General features: G+C 62.4%; 15 protein-coding genes. 6 read left to right on the forward strand and 9 right to left on the reverse strand.

Annotation, left to right across the window (positions count from 1 at the left end):
* Window positions 1–37: 37 nt before the first annotated feature.
* Both CTEST_RS06310 and CTEST_RS06315 read right to left on the reverse strand, forming a co-directional pair.
* Window positions 38–427 carry a YchJ family protein gene (locus CTEST_RS06310; RefSeq protein ID WP_047253024.1) on the reverse strand — a complete coding sequence of 130 codons (390 nt, stop codon included), beginning with the start codon at window positions 425–427 and terminating at the stop codon, window positions 38–40.
* On the reverse strand, window positions 424–1,584 hold the full coding sequence (locus CTEST_RS06315) for a bifunctional alpha/beta hydrolase/OsmC family protein (protein WP_047253025.1): 1,161 nt from the start codon (window positions 1,582–1,584) through the stop codon (window positions 424–426). Before CTEST_RS06315 ends, CTEST_RS06310 begins: the two co-directional genes overlap by 4 nt.
* A 103-nt stretch (window positions 1,585–1,687) precedes the next feature.
* Here CTEST_RS06315 and secA2 point away from each other — a divergent pair, with 103 nt between their 5' ends.
* From secA2 to CTEST_RS06340, 5 genes are all read left to right on the forward strand, one after another.
* On the forward strand, window positions 1,688–3,949 hold the full coding sequence (secA2, locus tag CTEST_RS06320) for an accessory Sec system translocase SecA2 (RefSeq protein ID WP_047253026.1): 2,262 nt from the start codon (window positions 1,688–1,690) through the stop codon (window positions 3,947–3,949).
* A 105-nt stretch (window positions 3,950–4,054) separates the two neighbouring features.
* On the forward strand, window positions 4,055–4,483 hold the full coding sequence (odhI, locus tag CTEST_RS06325; protein WP_047253027.1) for an oxoglutarate dehydrogenase inhibitor Odhl: 429 nt from the start codon (window positions 4,055–4,057) through the stop codon (window positions 4,481–4,483).
* Window positions 4,484–4,503: 20 nt separating this feature from the next.
* Window positions 4,504–5,241 carry a transcriptional regulator FtsR gene (gene ftsR, locus CTEST_RS06330; RefSeq protein WP_047253028.1) on the forward strand — a complete coding sequence of 246 codons (738 nt, stop codon included), beginning with the start codon at window positions 4,504–4,506 and terminating at the stop codon, window positions 5,239–5,241.
* Window positions 5,238–5,837: a bifunctional nuclease family protein gene (locus CTEST_RS06335; protein ID WP_047253029.1), complete on the forward strand. Its 600-nt coding sequence runs from the start codon at window positions 5,238–5,240 to the stop codon at window positions 5,835–5,837. Before ftsR ends, CTEST_RS06335 begins: the two co-directional genes overlap by 4 nt.
* Window positions 5,838–5,965: 128 nt before the next feature.
* Window positions 5,966–6,529: a MerR family transcriptional regulator gene (locus CTEST_RS06340; protein WP_047253030.1), complete on the forward strand. Its 564-nt coding sequence runs from the start codon at window positions 5,966–5,968 to the stop codon at window positions 6,527–6,529.
* Between the two features lie 86 nt (window positions 6,530–6,615).
* Here the strand turns inward: CTEST_RS06340 and CTEST_RS06345 are convergent, their stop codons facing one another.
* From CTEST_RS06345 to gndA, 6 genes are read right to left on the reverse strand one after another with little or no spacing between them, the layout of a single operon-like run.
* Window positions 6,616–7,995: a hypothetical protein gene (locus CTEST_RS06345; protein WP_047253031.1), complete on the reverse strand. Its 1,380-nt coding sequence runs from the start codon at window positions 7,993–7,995 to the stop codon at window positions 6,616–6,618.
* Window positions 7,996–8,028: 33 nt separating this feature from the next.
* Window positions 8,029–8,898, reverse strand: coding sequence for a hypothetical protein (locus CTEST_RS06350; protein ID WP_047253032.1), 870 nt, complete (start codon window positions 8,896–8,898; stop codon window positions 8,029–8,031).
* Entirely contained in the window at window positions 8,885–9,937 is a 1,053-nt protein-coding gene (locus CTEST_RS06355) for a hemolysin family protein (protein WP_047253033.1), read from the reverse strand. The genes CTEST_RS06350 and CTEST_RS06355 overlap by 14 nt, the downstream gene beginning before the upstream one ends.
* Complete coding sequence (locus tag CTEST_RS06360; protein WP_047253034.1) at window positions 9,934–11,316, reverse strand: hemolysin family protein; 1,383 nt, start codon at window positions 11,314–11,316, stop codon at window positions 9,934–9,936. The genes CTEST_RS06355 and CTEST_RS06360 overlap by 4 nt, the downstream gene beginning before the upstream one ends.
* Window positions 11,317–11,339: 23 nt before the next feature.
* Window positions 11,340–12,656, reverse strand: a complete 1,317-nt coding sequence (locus CTEST_RS06365) for a DEAD/DEAH box helicase (protein ID WP_047253035.1) — start codon at window positions 12,654–12,656, stop codon at window positions 11,340–11,342.
* A gap of 57 nt (window positions 12,657–12,713) precedes the next feature.
* On the reverse strand, window positions 12,714–14,168 hold the full coding sequence (gene gndA, locus CTEST_RS06370) for an NADP-dependent phosphogluconate dehydrogenase (RefSeq protein WP_047253036.1): 1,455 nt from the start codon (window positions 14,166–14,168) through the stop codon (window positions 12,714–12,716).
* Window positions 14,169–14,271: 103 nt separating this feature from the next.
* On the opposite strand from gndA, the gene CTEST_RS06375 reads away from it, so the two are divergent.
* Complete coding sequence (locus CTEST_RS06375; protein ID WP_047253037.1) at window positions 14,272–14,733, forward strand: PaaI family thioesterase; 462 nt, start codon at window positions 14,272–14,274, stop codon at window positions 14,731–14,733.
* Window positions 14,734–14,991: 258 nt separating this feature from the next.
* Here the strand turns inward: CTEST_RS06375 and CTEST_RS06380 are convergent, their stop codons facing one another.
* Window positions 14,992–16,041, reverse strand: a complete 1,050-nt coding sequence (locus CTEST_RS06380; RefSeq protein WP_047253038.1) for a magnesium and cobalt transport protein CorA — start codon at window positions 16,039–16,041, stop codon at window positions 14,992–14,994.
* Window positions 16,042–16,062: the final 21 nt, after the last annotated feature.

The raw sequence follows: 16,062 nt of genomic DNA on the forward strand, positions 1-16,062 counted from the left end.
CATCTGAAATGACGAATCTGCTGTTCATGAAGCATTTTTAGGAGACTGCACCGTTGGAGTAATACCACTGGCCGTTGATGCGGCGGAAGGTTGAGCGTTCCCGTTGGCTTCCTGGGGGATCGCCTTTGAAGAACGCCTCGAACTCGACGATGCCTTGTGTATCGAGGGGTCCGCCGTCGACGACGTCGAGGATGTCAAGTCGGTAGAAGGTAATGGGTAGGTCGACCAAGGTGAGTTCGAACTGTCGGGTGTCGGGGTCCCAGGTGCGCAGGAGGTAGTCGGCGTCGCGGGTGACGAAGGCAGTGAAGCGGGAGCGCATGAGCGTTTCTGCGGTGGGGGCGAGGGCCCCGGCGTGGTATTTGCCGCAGCACTGTTCGTAGGTCAGGCCAGTCCCGCAGGGGCACCGGCGATCTGGAGGAAAGGTCATGCTGAGACGTCCATGATGTTGGCCCCGGACAGCATGCCCTGGATGTCGGTGGAGGCGGCGGCGTCGAGAAGCTCGCGGCGCTGTGCCGTGGTGAGCGTGCCGATGAGTTCCACCTTGCGTTCGAAGGTGGTGTCGAGGACGTGGATGACGGTGACGCGGACGTCGTCAAGCTTCATGCCACGAGCGGCGGCGCGGACGGCCTCGGAGGTGGCTGAGGCGAGGGCGGACATGAGCAGTTCCAGGGCGCTGACGCCAGCGCCTTTCCCGCCGTTTCCCTTGGGGCGGTCGGTGACGATCGCCTCGCGCGAGGTTCGGACTACTGATCCGAGGCGGGTGCCGGCGGCGATGGTTGCTACGGCTTGCCCGTCGGACACGGGGGAGGGGACCTGCGTTGGCTTGAGGTAGGGGCGGGCCCATTCGGCGATGAGGCGGCCGGCGCGTTGAGCCGTGGTGCCGCGGGTGAAGAGGTGATCGGCCTTGTCGATGCTGACCAGGGACTTCGGGTAGCGGGTGAGGCGGAAGATGTTCTGGGCGTTTTCAATCCCGACGGTTTGGTCGACGGGGGAGTGCAGCAGCATGAGCGGCTTGCGCAGGGTGGGCAGGTACTGCTGCGGGTCGGTGTCGGCGAGGTCTTCGAGGAACTCACGCGAGATGACGATGTCGCGACCGCCGAGGACAACGGTGACGGAACCGTCCTCGTCGGCATCCTTCACTCGATCGGCGAAGTGGAGGACCGCATGCGCGGGATCGAAAGGCGCGCCCATCGTGGCCACGGCGTTGATGGAGACCATCTCAGGTTTCGTCGCTGCTTTGAGGACGGCGGCACCGCCCAGGGAATGGCCGACGAGGAGCTGAGGTGCCTCGTAGTTTTCTGTTAGCCAATCAGAGGCGGCGATGATATCGGCGACGTTTTGGCTAAAGCAGGTGTCGGCGAACTCTCCCTCGGACTGCCCGAGACCGGGGAAGTCGAAGCGAAGGGCCGCGATGCCGTGCTCGGCGAGGGTCTTGCACACGCGGGAGGCGGCCGGAGCGAAACGTGAACAGGTGAAACAGTGGGCGAAAACTGCATAGGCGATGGGCGTAGAGTCTGGAAAATCAATCGTGCCGGCCATCGTGGTGCTTGTGCTGGAGGGCAATGTCACGCTCAGAGAATGCATGCGCTCATGGTAGTTGAGTCTGCTTAAACTACTGTGAAAGAGACGGTTTAAGCAGCAATTCATAAGGAGTGGGTCCTTGGCTTTCAATTGGTTCTGGAAGGCAATGGGGGCGCAGCAGTCGCGAAACCAAAAGCGGAGTGTGGCGATCGTCGAGGATGCTTCAGCCCGCACGGCGGAGTTGTCGCACCTCGATGATGCTGCCTTGGCTCAGCGGGCCCGTGACCTCACTGCCGGTGGCACTCTCTCGGATCCGGCGGAGTTCCTCGCTGTGTTGGGGGTGGCGTCGGAACGCACGCTGGGTCTGGCGCCGTTCCCGGTCCAGTCGCAGGCGGTGTTGCGCCTCCTGGAGGGCGATGTCATTCAGATGGCCACCGGCGAGGGCAAGACCTTGGTCGGGGCGATGGCGGCGACGGGGTTTGGCCTCATGGGCAAGCGCGTCCACCTCATCACCATTAATGATTATCTTGCTGGGCGTGACGCGGAGTGGATGCAGCCTCTCGTGTCCTTCTTTGGGCTGAGCGTCGGCGCTATCACGGAGAAGTTGGGCCCGGAGGAACGCCGTCGGGTATACGCCAGCGACGTTATCTATGGCCCGGTCAATGAGATCGGGTTTGATGTGTTGCGCGATCAGCAGGTCACCCGCCGTCGTGACGCCGTGCAGGCCCCAGCAGACGTCGCCCTGGTCGACGAGGCGGATTCGGTGCTGGTGGATGAGGCCCTCGTGCCTCTCGTTCTCGCGGGTAGCCAGCCGGGGGTGGAGACCACTGGGAAGATCACCGAGGTCGTGCGCACACTGCGTGAAACCGAGCACTATTCCATCGACGATGATCGCCGGAACGTGTTCCTCACCGATGCCGGCGCGACGCGAGTGGAGGGGGCTTTGGGTATTTCTTCGCTGTATGACGATGAGCATATTGGGACCACCCTCGTCCGCGTCAATCTCGCTTTGCATGCGAAAGCCCTGCTTATTCGTGATATTCACTATCTGGTGGATGATGGCAAGGTTGCGCTTATCGACGCCTCGCGGGGCCGTGTCGCCGATCTTCAGCGTTGGCCCGACGGCCTTCAGGCCGCCGTGGAGGCTAAGGAGGGCTTGGACGTCACCGAGGGCGGAAGGATCCTCGACACGATTACGTTGCAGGCCCTCATGCGGCGTTACCCCATGGTGTGCGGGATGACCGGCACCGCTGTCGAGGCCACGGATCAGTTGCGGCAATTCTATGGCCTGCACGTTTCGGAGATCGAGAGGAATAAGGAGCTCCAGCGCTTCGATGAGGCCGATCGGATCTACGCCACGGCGGCGGAGAAGAATCGGGCCATCGTCGAGGAGATCACCCTGTTGCACACCAATGGCCAGCCGGTCCTCGTGGGCACCCACGACGTCGCTGAGTCCGAGGCCTTGGCGGAAGCTCTAAGTGAGCGGGGCATCGAGGTCAATGTGCTCAACGCCAAGAATGATGCGGAAGAGGCCCGGATCGTTGCTGAGGCAGGCGACCTGGGCCGGGTGACGGTTTCGACGCAGATGGCGGGCCGGGGAACCGACATCCGCCTCGGCGGGGCGGATGAGCGGGACCACGACGGCGTCGCCACGCTTGGTGGACTCGCTGTTATTGGTACTTCCCGTCACCGAACCGTGCGGTTGGATAATCAGCTGCGTGGTCGGGCTGGCCGACAGGGTGACCCGGGCCTGTCACTGTTTTTCGTCTCCTTGGAGGACGATGTCGTGGTCTCTGGTGGCTCCGGTGAGTCCATTACCGCGCAGCCGGATGAGTTGGGGCGGATCACCTCGAACCGGATCGCCAACTTTGTCGCGCATTGCCAGCGGGTCACTGAGGGCCAGCTGTTGGAAATCCATGCTCAGACGTGGAAGTACAACCAGCTGCTCGCCGATCAGCGCGATATTTTCGATGAGCGCCGCGCACGTCTGCTAGATACCCCGCTCGCGTGGGAGGAACTGTCTCAACGCGCACCGGAGAAGGCCTCGACGTTGAGTGAGCTCGACGAGGGCGTGCGGGAGCAGGCCGCCCGGGACATCATGCTCTTCCACCTGGACAATGAGTGGGCGGAGCACCTGGCCGTCATGGATGACGTGCGCGAATCCATTCACCTGCGCGCGATTGCCCGCGAAACGCCGATCGACGAGTATCACCGCATAGCGGTGCGCGAGTTCAAGAGCGTGGCGCAGCGCGCCGTCGACGAGGCTGTGGAGACGTTTAACACAGTGCTTATCGACGACGCTGGGGCACATCTTGCCGACAACGGCCTCGCCCGGCCTTCCGCCACGTGGACCTACATGGTTTCCGACAACCCGCTTGCCGGATCAGGCAATTCGGTCGTGTCCGGGATCGGAAATCTTTTCCGCTGATCAACGCGGGTGAATCGGCGGCTTCGCCGTCCCCGTGCCCGCCAAGCCGGGCGACAACGGCTATGATTGCAAACAGTCATAGTTTCGACAATCGGAGGTTTTGAAATGAGTGAGAACACCGGGACTCCTGAGGCACAGGTCGAGACCACATCGGTCTTCCGAGCTGATTTGCTGAAGGAAATGGAGTCCGGCGCCGCTCCGGCCGCCTCTGGGGCAGATAATCTGCCTGCTGGGGCGGGCCTTCTCGTCGTCAAGCGCGGGCCCAATGCAGGCGCCCGCTTTTTGCTGGACCAGCCGATCACTACGGCTGGGCGCCACCCTGAATCCGACATCTTCCTCGATGATGTCACCGTGTCGCGCCGTCACGCGGAGTTTCGCGCCAACGAAGGCGAGTTTGAGGTCTTCGATGTGGGGTCCCTCAACGGCACATACGTTAACCGCGAGCCGCGTAATTCCCAGGTCTTGACCACGGGCGATGAGGTGCAGATCGGCAAGTTCCGTCTAGTCTTCCTCGCCGGTCCCAAGGCCGACTAGAGGGAAATTAGTCCGAGACAGTGAGTGCAGTTCGAAAGTCGACGGCAGTCCGTGCGGCCTCGGGTGACAACGCTGCCAGGACCTCCGCCCGGACTCTGTCCATTGGCAAGGTCTTGGAGTTGTTGCGCTCCGAGTTTCCGGATGTAGCCGTCTCTAAGATTCGCTTCCTCGAAGCCGAGGGGCTGATTACGCCGCAGCGTACGGCGTCGGGGTACCGGCGGTTCACCAACGATGACGTTCAGCGTCTGCGCTACATTTTGGTGACCCAGCGGGACAACTACCTTCCGCTCAAGGTCATCCGTGAGCAGCTTGAGGCGATGGATTCCGGCGCTGTCGCCGCGATCCTCACCACGGGTGCGTCACCCGAAGACTTCCGCAAGCCTGCTGCGTCCCGTCTCACCGATGCCGACTTGGCCAGCCAGGCTGGCGTCGAACTGCCCCTGGTCATTGAGCTGCTCGAGATCGGGCTGATCAAGCCCGATGGCGCTGGCTACTTCTCTGTCGATGACATCAAGATTGTGTCCGCCGCTGAGGCGCTGAAGGGGTTCGGCTTCGATGCGCGCCACTTGAAGTCCATGCGCAACACGGCCCGCCGCCAGGCTGACCTCATTGGCCAGGTCATTTCCCCGGTGGCCAAATCAAAGGGCTCGACTGCGCGCCAGCGGGCGGAGGACATGGGCCAGCAGATGACCGCGTTGGCCGTGTCCTTGCACAGTTCTCTGGTGAAGAGCGCTCTCCGCGACGAGCTCGAATCATGACCCTCATCCCGGTCGAGTATCACGGGGTGCACACCACGGGTCCGGAGCACTTTAGTTGTGTTCTGCTGCGCTGGGCGGAGCAGAACCGAATCCTTCCCATCTGGATGTCGCCGCTCTCAGCCGCCGAATTGGAGGCCCGCGATGAGGGCTTTATCCCTCGACGGCCAGGCACCCCAGATCTCATGGCGGAGATGTCGACTCGCTTGACCAGCGGGGTCACGGCCGTCAACATCATTAGCCACTTCGAGGGGGTGTTCATCGCGTCCCTGGTGTTTAACGATGGCGAGGAGATTGACGCCCGACCATCCGATGCCATCAAGCTGGCCCGCGCACTGGAGATTGATATCCACGTGGAGGAAGACGTGCTCACCCAGGCGTCCTTTTTCATCTCTGATGATGTGCTCGAGGAGTATTTCGGGCTGCGTTTCAGCCCCGCGGAGGAATCCGACGGAGACGATGAGGTGTCGGCGTCGGGCGATGCCCAGGCGGATGCTGATTTCGAAGAGATGATGCGCTCGCTGGGCATGGACGAGTCGGACTTCCTTGAGACTGGTGGGGAAGATGACACCGATGTGACTAAAGGTGACAACGAGTAAAATGAAGTCTAATCTTCAACTTGAGGGTTAGAGTTACGGCGTGTTGCCAAGTTGTGCCTTGACGTTGCTCTACTCTTGGCTTTAAATGACGCATAAGGCGTTTTTCCAAACACCATTGGAGTAATTACGTGAGCACCCACGAGCACTCGGACACCCCGCAGGCCCCCATCCAAGAATCCCTCTTCGACCTCGGCCCCGGGGAAGAGGTAGGCTACCGCGTCCCCATCGCCTGTCAGGTCGCCGGCATCACCTACCGTCAGCTCGACTACTGGGCCCGCACCAAGCTGGTCGTCCCCTCGATTCGTGGTGCCCGTGGCTCCGGCTCGCAGCGCCTGTACTCCTTCCGCGACATCCTCGTGTTGAAGATTGTCAAGCGCCTCCTCGACACCGGCATCTCCCTCCAGAACATCCGCCTCGCGGTGGAGAAGCTGCGGGACCGCGGCGCCAACGACATCGCCGAGATCACCCTCGTCTCAGATGGCACCACCGTCTACGAATGCCGCTCCGCCGATGAGGTCATTGACCTGCTTGGTGGCGGCCAGGGCGTGTTCGGTATCGCCGTTCCGGGCATCATGAAGGAACTGACCGGCACCATCGCTTCCTTCCCCTCCGAGCGCGTCGATGACGAGTCCGGGGCCGAGGTCATCGGGATGGATGAGCTCGCCGCCCGTCGCACCCGTAAGACGTCTTAGCTAGACCCCGCAAACACTAACGCCGCTTCCCTCCACCTCTCGCTCCGCTCACGGGCGAGAAGGTTGGGGGGAAGCGGCGTTATTCGTCAGAGACCAACCGCCTTGCGTATCGCGCTGTCGAGCTGGTCCGGGGAGGTGACCGTGGTGGTGGAGGTAGCGACTCCGGCGACGGCCTGGTCGCTCGGGTCAGATCCGAGGTGGATGACGTCAACCTTGACGTCTGCGCCGGCGACGGCGCCATAGAAGGCTTGGGTGAAGTCCGCATCGTCCATATCTTGAGCGGTGCCGGTGGTGACCAGGAGGATGCGGGTGCTCTCGCCGGAGGTGCGAGCGTGACCGGAGGCAGCGCCGGCGGCCGCGACGAGGGAGGAACGGGTCTGGGGGACGCCGCCGTAGCCAAAGCGCAGGAGGGCATTCGCCCCCGGTTCACCGCTGTCGGTGAAGTTGACGTTGGAGCGCCAGCCCTTGGTCACGCCGGGGTTGAGCGGGGAGGAATAGTTCCACACGCTCACCTGGTGGCCGTCGGCGCCCAAGTCGAGAGCGGTGGCCGAGAGGGCGGCGGTGGTCTCGCCGAAGAAGGTCGCGCCAGCGGCGGAGGAGGTGTCCAGAAGGATGAGGGTGTCGCTCGGGGCAGACGCCGAGGGGGAGGTGGCCGGCGCGGTGGAGCTCGCCGGGGTATCGGTGCCCACGACGGCCCACGCGGCCTTCCGGTCGGGAAGATTGGCGGGAACCTGAGACTGGATGGAGCTCATCTCGGCGAAGTCGGCGGCCGCGCGGGTCTGTTCCTCTGTCACTGAGCCAGCGGGGTTGAGGACGTGGGCGACGTGGATGACCTCGGCCCCGGCGACGTCGATAAGCGAGCCAGCGGAGCGGTCGATGTCATCGGCCGGTCCGACGGCGATGACCCCGGAGGCATCGGCAATCGTGGCGTTGCGATCCCGCGCGATGAGCTCGGCTGCCCGCTCTGGGTCCAAGGCGGTGGCGACAGCGACGGCCGCATCAGGATCCGTTGCGACGGGGTAGGTAATCGTCGCGGGATCGATGTTGCTCAGGTCGCCGCCGTCCGCATTCCACAGCTGCGAGGCGTCCACGGCCACCGGAGAGGTGGAAGAGACGGTGCGGGTGCCCAACGCTTGAACGGTGCGGGGTGAATCGGGCGCGAGGTAGAGGGCGGCGGAGTCCACGGAGTCGACGATCTGAGCCTTGACGCAGTAGTCACGCACGACGGGATTGGACTCGTTGTACTTGTTCACCAAGTCTTCTGCGGTTGTCCCGGCCGCGGCGATGGGCAAGATGAGGTCCCCATCGATGCACTCGGCGGAGGCGGCGAACTTTTCGCCCTCATTGTTGTCGCGGGCGATGAACCACACCACCAGGAAGATGATGGCGAGGACCGCTACAATCGCCGCAGCAATGAGCCCGCCGGAGAGACGGTTGTTCGGTTGTCCATTGGAATGACGGCCCATGGATGTTTATCCTCACCTGAGACGATAAGCTATTTAAGGATTCAGTGTATCCACTTCTGCAGCGGCGATGATGGCGACAAGCCGATCACGCAGGGGTTTTCCGTGGTCGGCGAGGGCGCGTTGGCGGGCCACGTATTCGGCTTTCCCCGCTGCCGTTTCGATGGCCACGACGCCCAACCCGTAGTCACGGCAGTCGTAGGGGGAGGCCTCCATGTCGAGGATGCGGGCATCGACGGCAAGCTCGAAGGCGTCGAGGAGGACCTCGCCGGGAACGAGAGGGCCCAGCTTAGAGGCCCATTTGAACAGGTCCATCGTCGCGTGCACGCACCCGGCCTGGTCGAATTCAGGCTGATCGGCGCGCTCGAGCACGGCGATATTCAGCGCCCGGGCCGGTGGGGTGAAGAATCGGAAGGCGTCGAAGTGGGTGCACCGAATGTTGTGCTTATCGACGACCGCGTCACTCCCCGCCGCGCCCAGCCGCAGCGGCAGGTCGTGGCGGGGGTGGTCAGTGCGATAGACCATTGCCCATTCGTGGAGACCGAAACAATCGAAGTGGGCGGGGTTGAGGTTGGTTCGCTGCAGAAGATCGCGAATATATACATATGTCTCGCCGCGGCGTTGCCACAGTGACGAGAGGTCGACGGTCGTGGCAGCTGGGGCGCTGATGAGCTGGTAATCGCGCCATTGCGCATGCTCGGTGTGGCCCTCCAAGGCCAAGCCGTAGCCGGGGTGCCAGCGGCGTAAATGTGCCGGGCGAACCGGATAATACTCAAATAGGAAGTCAAATACCGGGTGCGTAATTCCTCGGCGTCGACGATCGAGGTGATCCCTGGTCAAGGCTTCCGCGCGGGCGATATGGGCGTCCTGCCTCGCCCGCCATGTCGGGGTATCAAGAATCCTCATGGGTCCAGTCGTTGACGGTTCCGACGTATTCCTCAATGAGGTCTTCGAGGGTGATCACGCCGATGAGCTCGCCTCGCTCACGGACCTGCGCCATGTGCGCCGAGCCGCGGTGGAGCTTGCGCAGCGCCTCATCCATGAGACCTGAGCTGTCAACGATGGTCAGTGGCCGGATCTGGGAACGCGGGATGACCTCGTCCTCGTCGGCGGAAGCCAGGCGATCGAGGACATCCTTGACGTGAATGTAGCCGAGGAAAGACTCATCCTGGCCGGTTACCGGGAAGCGGGAAAAGCCCGTCTCAACGACCGCGAGCTCCAACTGCTTCAACGTCGGGCCACGGCGGCCGAAGTCGAGGGTGCGCACCTGGTCCAGGGGAATCATGACCTCCTTGAGGCTGCGCGTCTCCGATCGCAGGGCCTTGGACAACCGGAGGGTTTCTTCCGCATCGAGCAGACCTTCGGCGCGGGACTCCTTGATCATGAACGCCAATTGGGCTTCGTCGACCGTGGAATCCAGCTCATCTTTTTGCTCAATACCAAAGGCATGGAGAGTGGAGCGGGCGATCCAGTTCATGAACTCGATGAGCGGCCGGGTCAGGCGCACCCACCAAATCATGGCCGGGGCAAGCCACATGGCGAGCGTTTCCGGGCCCGCGATGGCGATGTTCTTGGGCACCATCTCGCCGAAAAGAATATGGAGGAAGGTGATGATGCCCAGGGCGATCACGAAGGAAATCGGATGCAGGAGGTTCTCCGGCATACCCAACGCCAGGAACGGCTCCTCGATGAAATGTGCCACCGCCGGTTCCGCGACTTTGCCCAAGATCAGCGAACAGATGGTGATGCCGAACTGAGCTCCCGCCAACATGATGGACAGGTGCTCGGTGGCGTACAAGACCTTGCGGGCGGCCGGACGACCCTGAGCGATGAGGGATTCTATACGATCGCGGCGCGAGGAGATGAGCGCGAACTCCGCGGCAACGAAGAAGGCGTTGGCAGACAGCAAGCCAACGATGAGCAGGACGGTGGTGAAAATACTCATGCCTGGTACTCCTTGGCTTCCTCATCGCTCACGGGAGTGATGACGACCTTGTCCACCCGACGATCCTCCATGACGGTGACGCGAGCAATCCAACGCCCGTCATAGCCGGACTCGAATTCGGCTCGGGCAGGATTGTCGGCCTCAGGCAGGAGAACCAGGTCGCCGACCCGGGGGATACGCCCCAGGGTGGTCATGAACAACCCGCCCAAGGTTTCATAGGGACCATCGGGCGCGGTGTATCCGACCCGCTGGGTCAACTCATCGATGCGCACCAGGCCGGAGACTTCCCACGAGGAGCCAAAGGCTTGGAAATCCCGCTCAGCTTCCTCATCATCGTGTTCGTCGTAGACCTCGCCGAGGATCTCCTCGACGACATCTTCAATGGTGACCAGGCCGGCGGTTCCGCCATATTCATCGGCGACGAGGACAACCTGGGAGCCGGCGGAACGCACGGCGTTGAGGACGGCGTCGCCATCAAGCGTGTCAGGGACGATGGGCACGGCGCGGCACAAGGAACCAAGCGTGGTGGTGGAACGCTGTTCGCGGGGGACCGAGAACGCGTCCTTGATGTGGACGACGCCGGCGGTGTCATCGAGGTCGCCGCGGACCACGGGAAAACGAGAGTGGCCCGTTTCCAGGGCCAGCGCGATGAGATCATCCACGGTGTCATCCACCCCGAGCGAATCAATCGTCGAGCGCGGTGTCATGAACTCCGTGGCAATGGCATCACCAAACTGCAATGACTTATCGATGACCTCGGCAGTATCCATGTCCAGCCCGCCGTGCTCGGCAGAATTGCGGACCAACGTGCCCAGCTCCTGGGAAGAACGAGCAGACGCGAGCTCATCCGCAGGCTCAAAACCGAGCTTGCGCACGATGAAGTTTGCGGAGCGGTTCATGGCCACGATGAACCACTTGAACACCACGTTGAAGGCATTGACGGGGTGGACGACCACCCGCGCCGTCTTCAGTGGCTGAGTAATCGCGATGTTCTTGGGCACAAGCTCGCCGAAAACCATCGACAAGAACGTCGCGACGATGAGCGCGAGCACCAGAGCAACCGCCGACGAGGAGGTCTCCGACAGACCCACCAACTCCAACAAAGGAGTGAAGTAGCGAGCCAAGATCGGCTCGGCCAAAAAGCCCGTCGCCAGCGTGGTGACGGTAATGCCCAACTGCGCGCCGGACAACACGAAGGAGAGGTTGCCGTAGTCGCGTTGGACGGCGAGTGCACTGCGGTCGCCCTTGTCCCGGGCATGGTTGTCCACCGTGGAACGTTCCATACCGGTCAGAGCGAATTCAATGGCCACAAACAGGCCAGTGGACGCCGTGAGCGCAATGAACCCGAGAAGCGAGAGGATGCTGAGGAATATGTCCATGGAGGTCTATCTCGTCAGGGAGGTTAGGAGGAGCGTCGGCGCCGATTGCCAGCGTTGCCGGAACGATTGCCTTGACCGTGCGGGCGGCCACGCCTGGAACCAGCACCCTCGCCGCGCTTCGGGGCAGCACCCCGACGTCGGGGCTGTTGCTGGCCCACGGGAATCAAGGACTTACCCGACGGGGCTTGGGCACCGGTGATCTTGGCCAGCACATCCGAATCGGCGGTGACGGCGATTTCCTTGGCTTTCACGCCTGCCTTGCGCATGAGGGTGTCTACTTCTTTGCGCTGCTCGTCCATCACCAACGTGACCACGGTTCCGGACGTGCCAGCTCGGGCGGTGCGGCCCGCGCGGTGGAGGTACGCCTTGTGCTCAGCGGGCGGATCGACGTGGACGACGAGGGAGACGTCATCGATGTCAATGCCGCGGGCGGCGATGTCCGTGGCCACGAGAACAGGCACGGAGCCATCGGCGAAACCAGCCAGCGCGTTCGTGCGCGTGGACTGGCCCTTATCGCCATGAAGACCAGCGGCATTGATTCCGACGCGCCGCAACTTCTTCACCAGCCGGTCGACACCGTGCTTGGTGCGCATAAACATGATCGTCTTGCCATCGCGGGCGGCGATGCGCTCGATGACGCTGTGGCGCGAATCCCGATCACCAACGAGCAACCGGAAGTGCGTCATCGTGTCCACGCTGGCACTCACCGGTGCGGTGGAGTGCGTCACGGGATCATGCATGTAACGGTCAATGAGCTTTTGCACGTCACCGTCGAGGGTGGCCGAAAACAACAGGCGCTGGCCATTTTTCGGAGTGCGGTCCATGAGGCGACGCACCTGAGGAAGGAAACCCATGTCAGCCATCTGATCGGCCTCGTCGAGGGCGGCGATAGCGACCTCATCGAAAAAGAGCTTGCCTTGATCGAGCAGGTCCTGAGCGCGGCCCGGAGTAGCTACGAGCAGATCCACGGGTGATGCCAAGGACCGGATGTGGCGATTGATGTTGACTCCGCCGACCACGTCCAGGACGCGCAGACCCAACGCGGCGGCCGGCTCCTCCAGGCGCTCACGGACCTGGGCAGCCAGCTCGCGCGTCGGGGTCAAAACGATGGCACGCGGGTGCCCGGGGCGGGATGCCCCGGACTCAGACAACCGGGTGAGCATGGGCAGGCCGAAAGTGAAGGTCTTGCCCGAGCCGGTCGGGCCACGCCCGAGGACGTCCCTACCAGCCAGCGCATCGGGGATGGCGGCTTCCTGGATGGGGAAAGGCTCGGTGATGCCCTGCCGCTGAAGTTCACGCACGATGGGAAGAGGCAGGCCGAGGTCCTTGAATGTGGTCATTGACTTCACTGTAGTACCTGGCCGCCTAATACTCGGTATCCCAAACCTTATGGTCGCCTACGTGAGGATCTCCGTGCGATCGCCCGACCATAGAGTGTGGAAGGCGCCCGGCTTGTCCACGCGGCCGTAAGTGTGCGCACCGAAGTAATCGCGCTGTGCCTGGATGAGGGCAGCGGGCAGACGCTTGGCCCGCAGGCTGTCGTAGTAAGACAGCGAGGAGGCGAAGACCGGGACCGGGAGGCCCAACTGGGTAGCTACGACGATGACCCGACGCCACGAGTCGATGAGCCCCTCGAGCTCACCGGTGAAGTAAGGATCAAGCAGCAGGGACGGGAGCGCAGGGTTGCGGTCGTAGGCCTCGACGATGCGGTTGAGGAACTTGGCGCGGATGATGCAGCCGCCTCGCCAGATCGTGGCCAGATCGCGGGGATCAACGCCCCAATCATGCTCGTCGGATCCGGCCTTGATTTCGTCGAAGCCCTGGGCGTAGGCGACGAACTTCGAGGCGTAGAGCGCACGGCGCACGTCCTCGGTGAACTGCTCTTTGTCCAGGCCGAGCGATTCGAACGTAGCTAATTGGCCGGAGGGGAGCACTCCCTGGGCGGCAGCGCGCTGGTCGAGGGAGGAGGACAGAGCGCGGGCGAAGACCGCCTCGCCGATGGCGGTGACGGGGATTCCCAGGTCAAGGGCCTCCTTGACCGTCCATCGACCGGTGCCCTTTTGGCCGGCGGCATCCACGACGACGTCGACAAGCGGCTTGCCGGTCTCGGCATCGACCTGCTTGAGCACCTCGGCGGTGATCTCAATGAGGTAGGACTCGAGCTCGCCCTTATTCCACGTGGCGAAGATGTCCGACATCTCGCCCGGCTGAATACCCGCGGCGTAGCGGAGGAGCTGATAAGCCTCGCCGATGACCTGCATATCGGCATATTCAATGCCGTTGTGCACCATCTTGACGTAATGGCCAGCGCCGTCGGGGCCGATGTGAGTCACGCACGGGGTGCCATCGACATTGGCGGCAATGGACTCCAACAGCGGCCCGAGGGTCTCCCACGACTCGATGGGGCCACCCGGCATGATCGACGGACCAGTCAGCGCGCCTTCCTCACCGCCGGAGATGCCAGCGCCAACGAAGTGGCGATTGCGCTGAGCCATCTCCTTCTCGCGGCGAATGGTATCGGTGTAGAGCGCATTGCCACCATCAATGATGATGTCGCCGTCATCCATGGCATCGGCGAGCTGATTGATCACGGCATCAGTCGCCGGACCAGCCTGAACCATGATGATCGCCTTGCGTGGGCGTTCGAGGGAAGCGACGAAATCCTCAATGGTTTCCGAAGGGATGAAGGTGCCCTCATCACCGTGCTCTGCGATGAGAGTGCGGGTCTTCTCTGGGCTGCGGTTAAACACCGCGACAGTGTGGCCCTTGTGGGCGAAGTTGCGGGCGAGGTTGGAACCCATGACAGCCAGGCCGACCACGCCGATCTGGGCGAGTGATTCAGGAGTGCTCATGGTTGCTCACTTTACGCGCCGACTCGCCGCGAGGTAACTGGTGCGCCGGAGATGTCCCGAGATTCCAGCAGCTGAGCAGCCAACGCCATTAAGCTCAGCACCTATGACAAATACACCAGAATTCAGCTACACCGACCTGTTCCGATTGAAGGGCACGGGACGTTCCCTCGATGCAGAAATGCTTGATGTCGTGAACGCGCAGAAGGGCGGCCTCGACGCTCACCTGGGGGTGCGCTACACCCAGATCGCCGACGGTCGGGTGCGCGCTGACCTGGAGGTCAAGGAGCATCTGCTGCAACCCGCCGGGTTGGTCAACGGAGGCGTATTCTGCGCCCTCGCCGAATCCGTGGGCAGCCTCGCCGGCGTCGTGTCGGCCGGCGCCCCCGTCGTCGGGGTCAACAATTCAACAGACTTTATCGACGCCGTCCGGGATGGCGTCATCGAGGCGAAGGCAACGCCGATCCAACTGGGGGCACGCACCCAGCTGTGGGAAGTTCTCATGATGAATCAGGGGCGCTTGGTCGCTCGCTCGACCCTGCGGACAATGGTCCTGCGAGGCAAATAAACATATATACACGGCCATCGCCGGGGTGACTATCTGCCATGGGTGCGGCATCTGCGGTTGGGGGAGAGGCTAGCGCAAGCCCGGTGGTCGCTATAAATAGTGATAACTTGCCATGCCCTTGAGCTGCAAGTATCTGGCGACTTAAAGTTCAGGTTTGGGCTGCTGTGTTGAGTAGTCAATACAAGTACTTAAGGTCAACAAATAGGAATACAACCGAAAACGGGCAGGGCACATCGCCCCGGAGTCTAGAGACGGTCGCTAGAGCCAGTCGTTGCGGCGGAACCAGAAGAAGGCGATGACCATGAACGCAAAGATGATGCCGAGGACAATGAAGTAGCCGTACTCCCATTTCAGTTCGGGCATGTTCTCAAAGTTCATGCCGTAGATACCGGCGATGAGAGTGGGGCCGGCGGCCATGCCAACGACCGCGGAGATCGTGCGCATGTCGGTGTTCTGCTGCATCGTAATCTTGGCCACGGAGGCGTCGATAAGCGCAGACAGGCGCTCGTCGTAGCCCCCGATCTGGTCTTTGACGCTGAGTTCGTGGTCGAGGATGTCGCGGAAGTAGCTGCGCACCTGCTTCGGAAGCAGGTCCTTATGGTCGATGATGAGCATTTTTAGGGCGGGGCCGAGCGGATCCGTGGAGTGGCGCATTTCCAGGATTTCTCGCTTGTACCAGTAGATCTGCTCGACGTTGAACCGGGATCCTGGGGTGAATACTTCCTCTTCCAGGGCGTCGACTTCTTCGCCGAGGAGGTCGGAGATGCGGCTGTATTCGTCGACGAGGTAGTCGGCGGCGCGCCAGGCAAGCGTGGAGGGGCCGAGGGCGTAGATCTCGGGGTCGTCGATAAGGATGTTGGAAAGGTCCGGAAGGTTGGCGCCGTGCCGGACGGTGATGATGAAGTCCTTGCCGATGAGGATCTGGACTTCACCCGTTTCGATGATCTCGCGGGAATCTCTCACCTTTTCTTCTTCGGAGTAACGGATTGAGCGGACGACGAGAAACAGCTGGTCGTCATATCGTTCCACCTTGGGACGCTGGTGTGCGGTGACGGCGTCCTCGACGATGAGCGGGTGAATTCCGAACTCCTCCGCCACCCGTTCCATCTGCGCCTCGTCCGGCTCGTGCAGGCCGAGCCAGACGAATCCTCCCGGGTGCTCCCTGGTCTCCTTCAAGGCAGAGGAGGGGACGTACTCACCGGGAAGGCGGCGGCCTTCGACGAAAACACGGCAGTGATCAATGGCGCGTTCGAAGGGCACTCGGAGACGGGATCCGGGCGATGAGGGCGAAGGGGGCGTCGGTGCCATGGCGCGGGGTCTCCTAGTGCG

Source organism: Corynebacterium testudinoris (genome assembly GCF_001021045.1).
Taxonomy (GTDB): domain Bacteria; phylum Actinomycetota; class Actinomycetes; order Mycobacteriales; family Mycobacteriaceae; genus Corynebacterium; species Corynebacterium testudinoris.

Excerpts from the sequence above, each read along its gene's own strand:
- CTEST_RS06310 (WP_047253024.1), bottom strand. The coding sequence starts at position 427 with ATGACCTTTCCTCCAGATCGCCGGTGCCCCTGCGGGACTGGCCTGACC.
- CTEST_RS06315 (WP_047253025.1), bottom strand. The coding sequence starts at position 1,584 with ATGCATTCTCTGAGCGTGACATTGCCCTCCAGCACAAGCACCACGATG.
- secA2 (WP_047253026.1), top strand. The coding sequence starts at position 1,688 with ATGGGGGCGCAGCAGTCGCGAAACCAAAAGCGGAGTGTGGCGATCGTC.
- odhI (WP_047253027.1), top strand. The coding sequence starts at position 4,055 with ATGAGTGAGAACACCGGGACTCCTGAGGCACAGGTCGAGACCACATCG.
- CTEST_RS06335 (WP_047253029.1), top strand. The coding sequence starts at position 5,238 with ATGACCCTCATCCCGGTCGAGTATCACGGGGTGCACACCACGGGTCCG.
- CTEST_RS06345 (WP_047253031.1), bottom strand. The coding sequence starts at position 7,995 with ATGGGCCGTCATTCCAATGGACAACCGAACAACCGTCTCTCCGGCGGG.
- CTEST_RS06350 (WP_047253032.1), bottom strand. The coding sequence starts at position 8,898 with ATGAGGATTCTTGATACCCCGACATGGCGGGCGAGGCAGGACGCCCAT.
- CTEST_RS06355 (WP_047253033.1), bottom strand. The coding sequence starts at position 9,937 with ATGAGTATTTTCACCACCGTCCTGCTCATCGTTGGCTTGCTGTCTGCC.
- CTEST_RS06360 (WP_047253034.1), bottom strand. The coding sequence starts at position 11,316 with ATGGACATATTCCTCAGCATCCTCTCGCTTCTCGGGTTCATTGCGCTC.
- CTEST_RS06365 (WP_047253035.1), bottom strand. The coding sequence starts at position 12,656 with ATGACCACATTCAAGGACCTCGGCCTGCCTCTTCCCATCGTGCGTGAA.
- gndA (WP_047253036.1), bottom strand. The coding sequence starts at position 14,168 with ATGAGCACTCCTGAATCACTCGCCCAGATCGGCGTGGTCGGCCTGGCT.
- CTEST_RS06375 (WP_047253037.1), top strand. The coding sequence starts at position 14,272 with ATGACAAATACACCAGAATTCAGCTACACCGACCTGTTCCGATTGAAG.
- CTEST_RS06380 (WP_047253038.1), bottom strand. The coding sequence starts at position 16,041 with ATGGCACCGACGCCCCCTTCGCCCTCATCGCCCGGATCCCGTCTCCGA.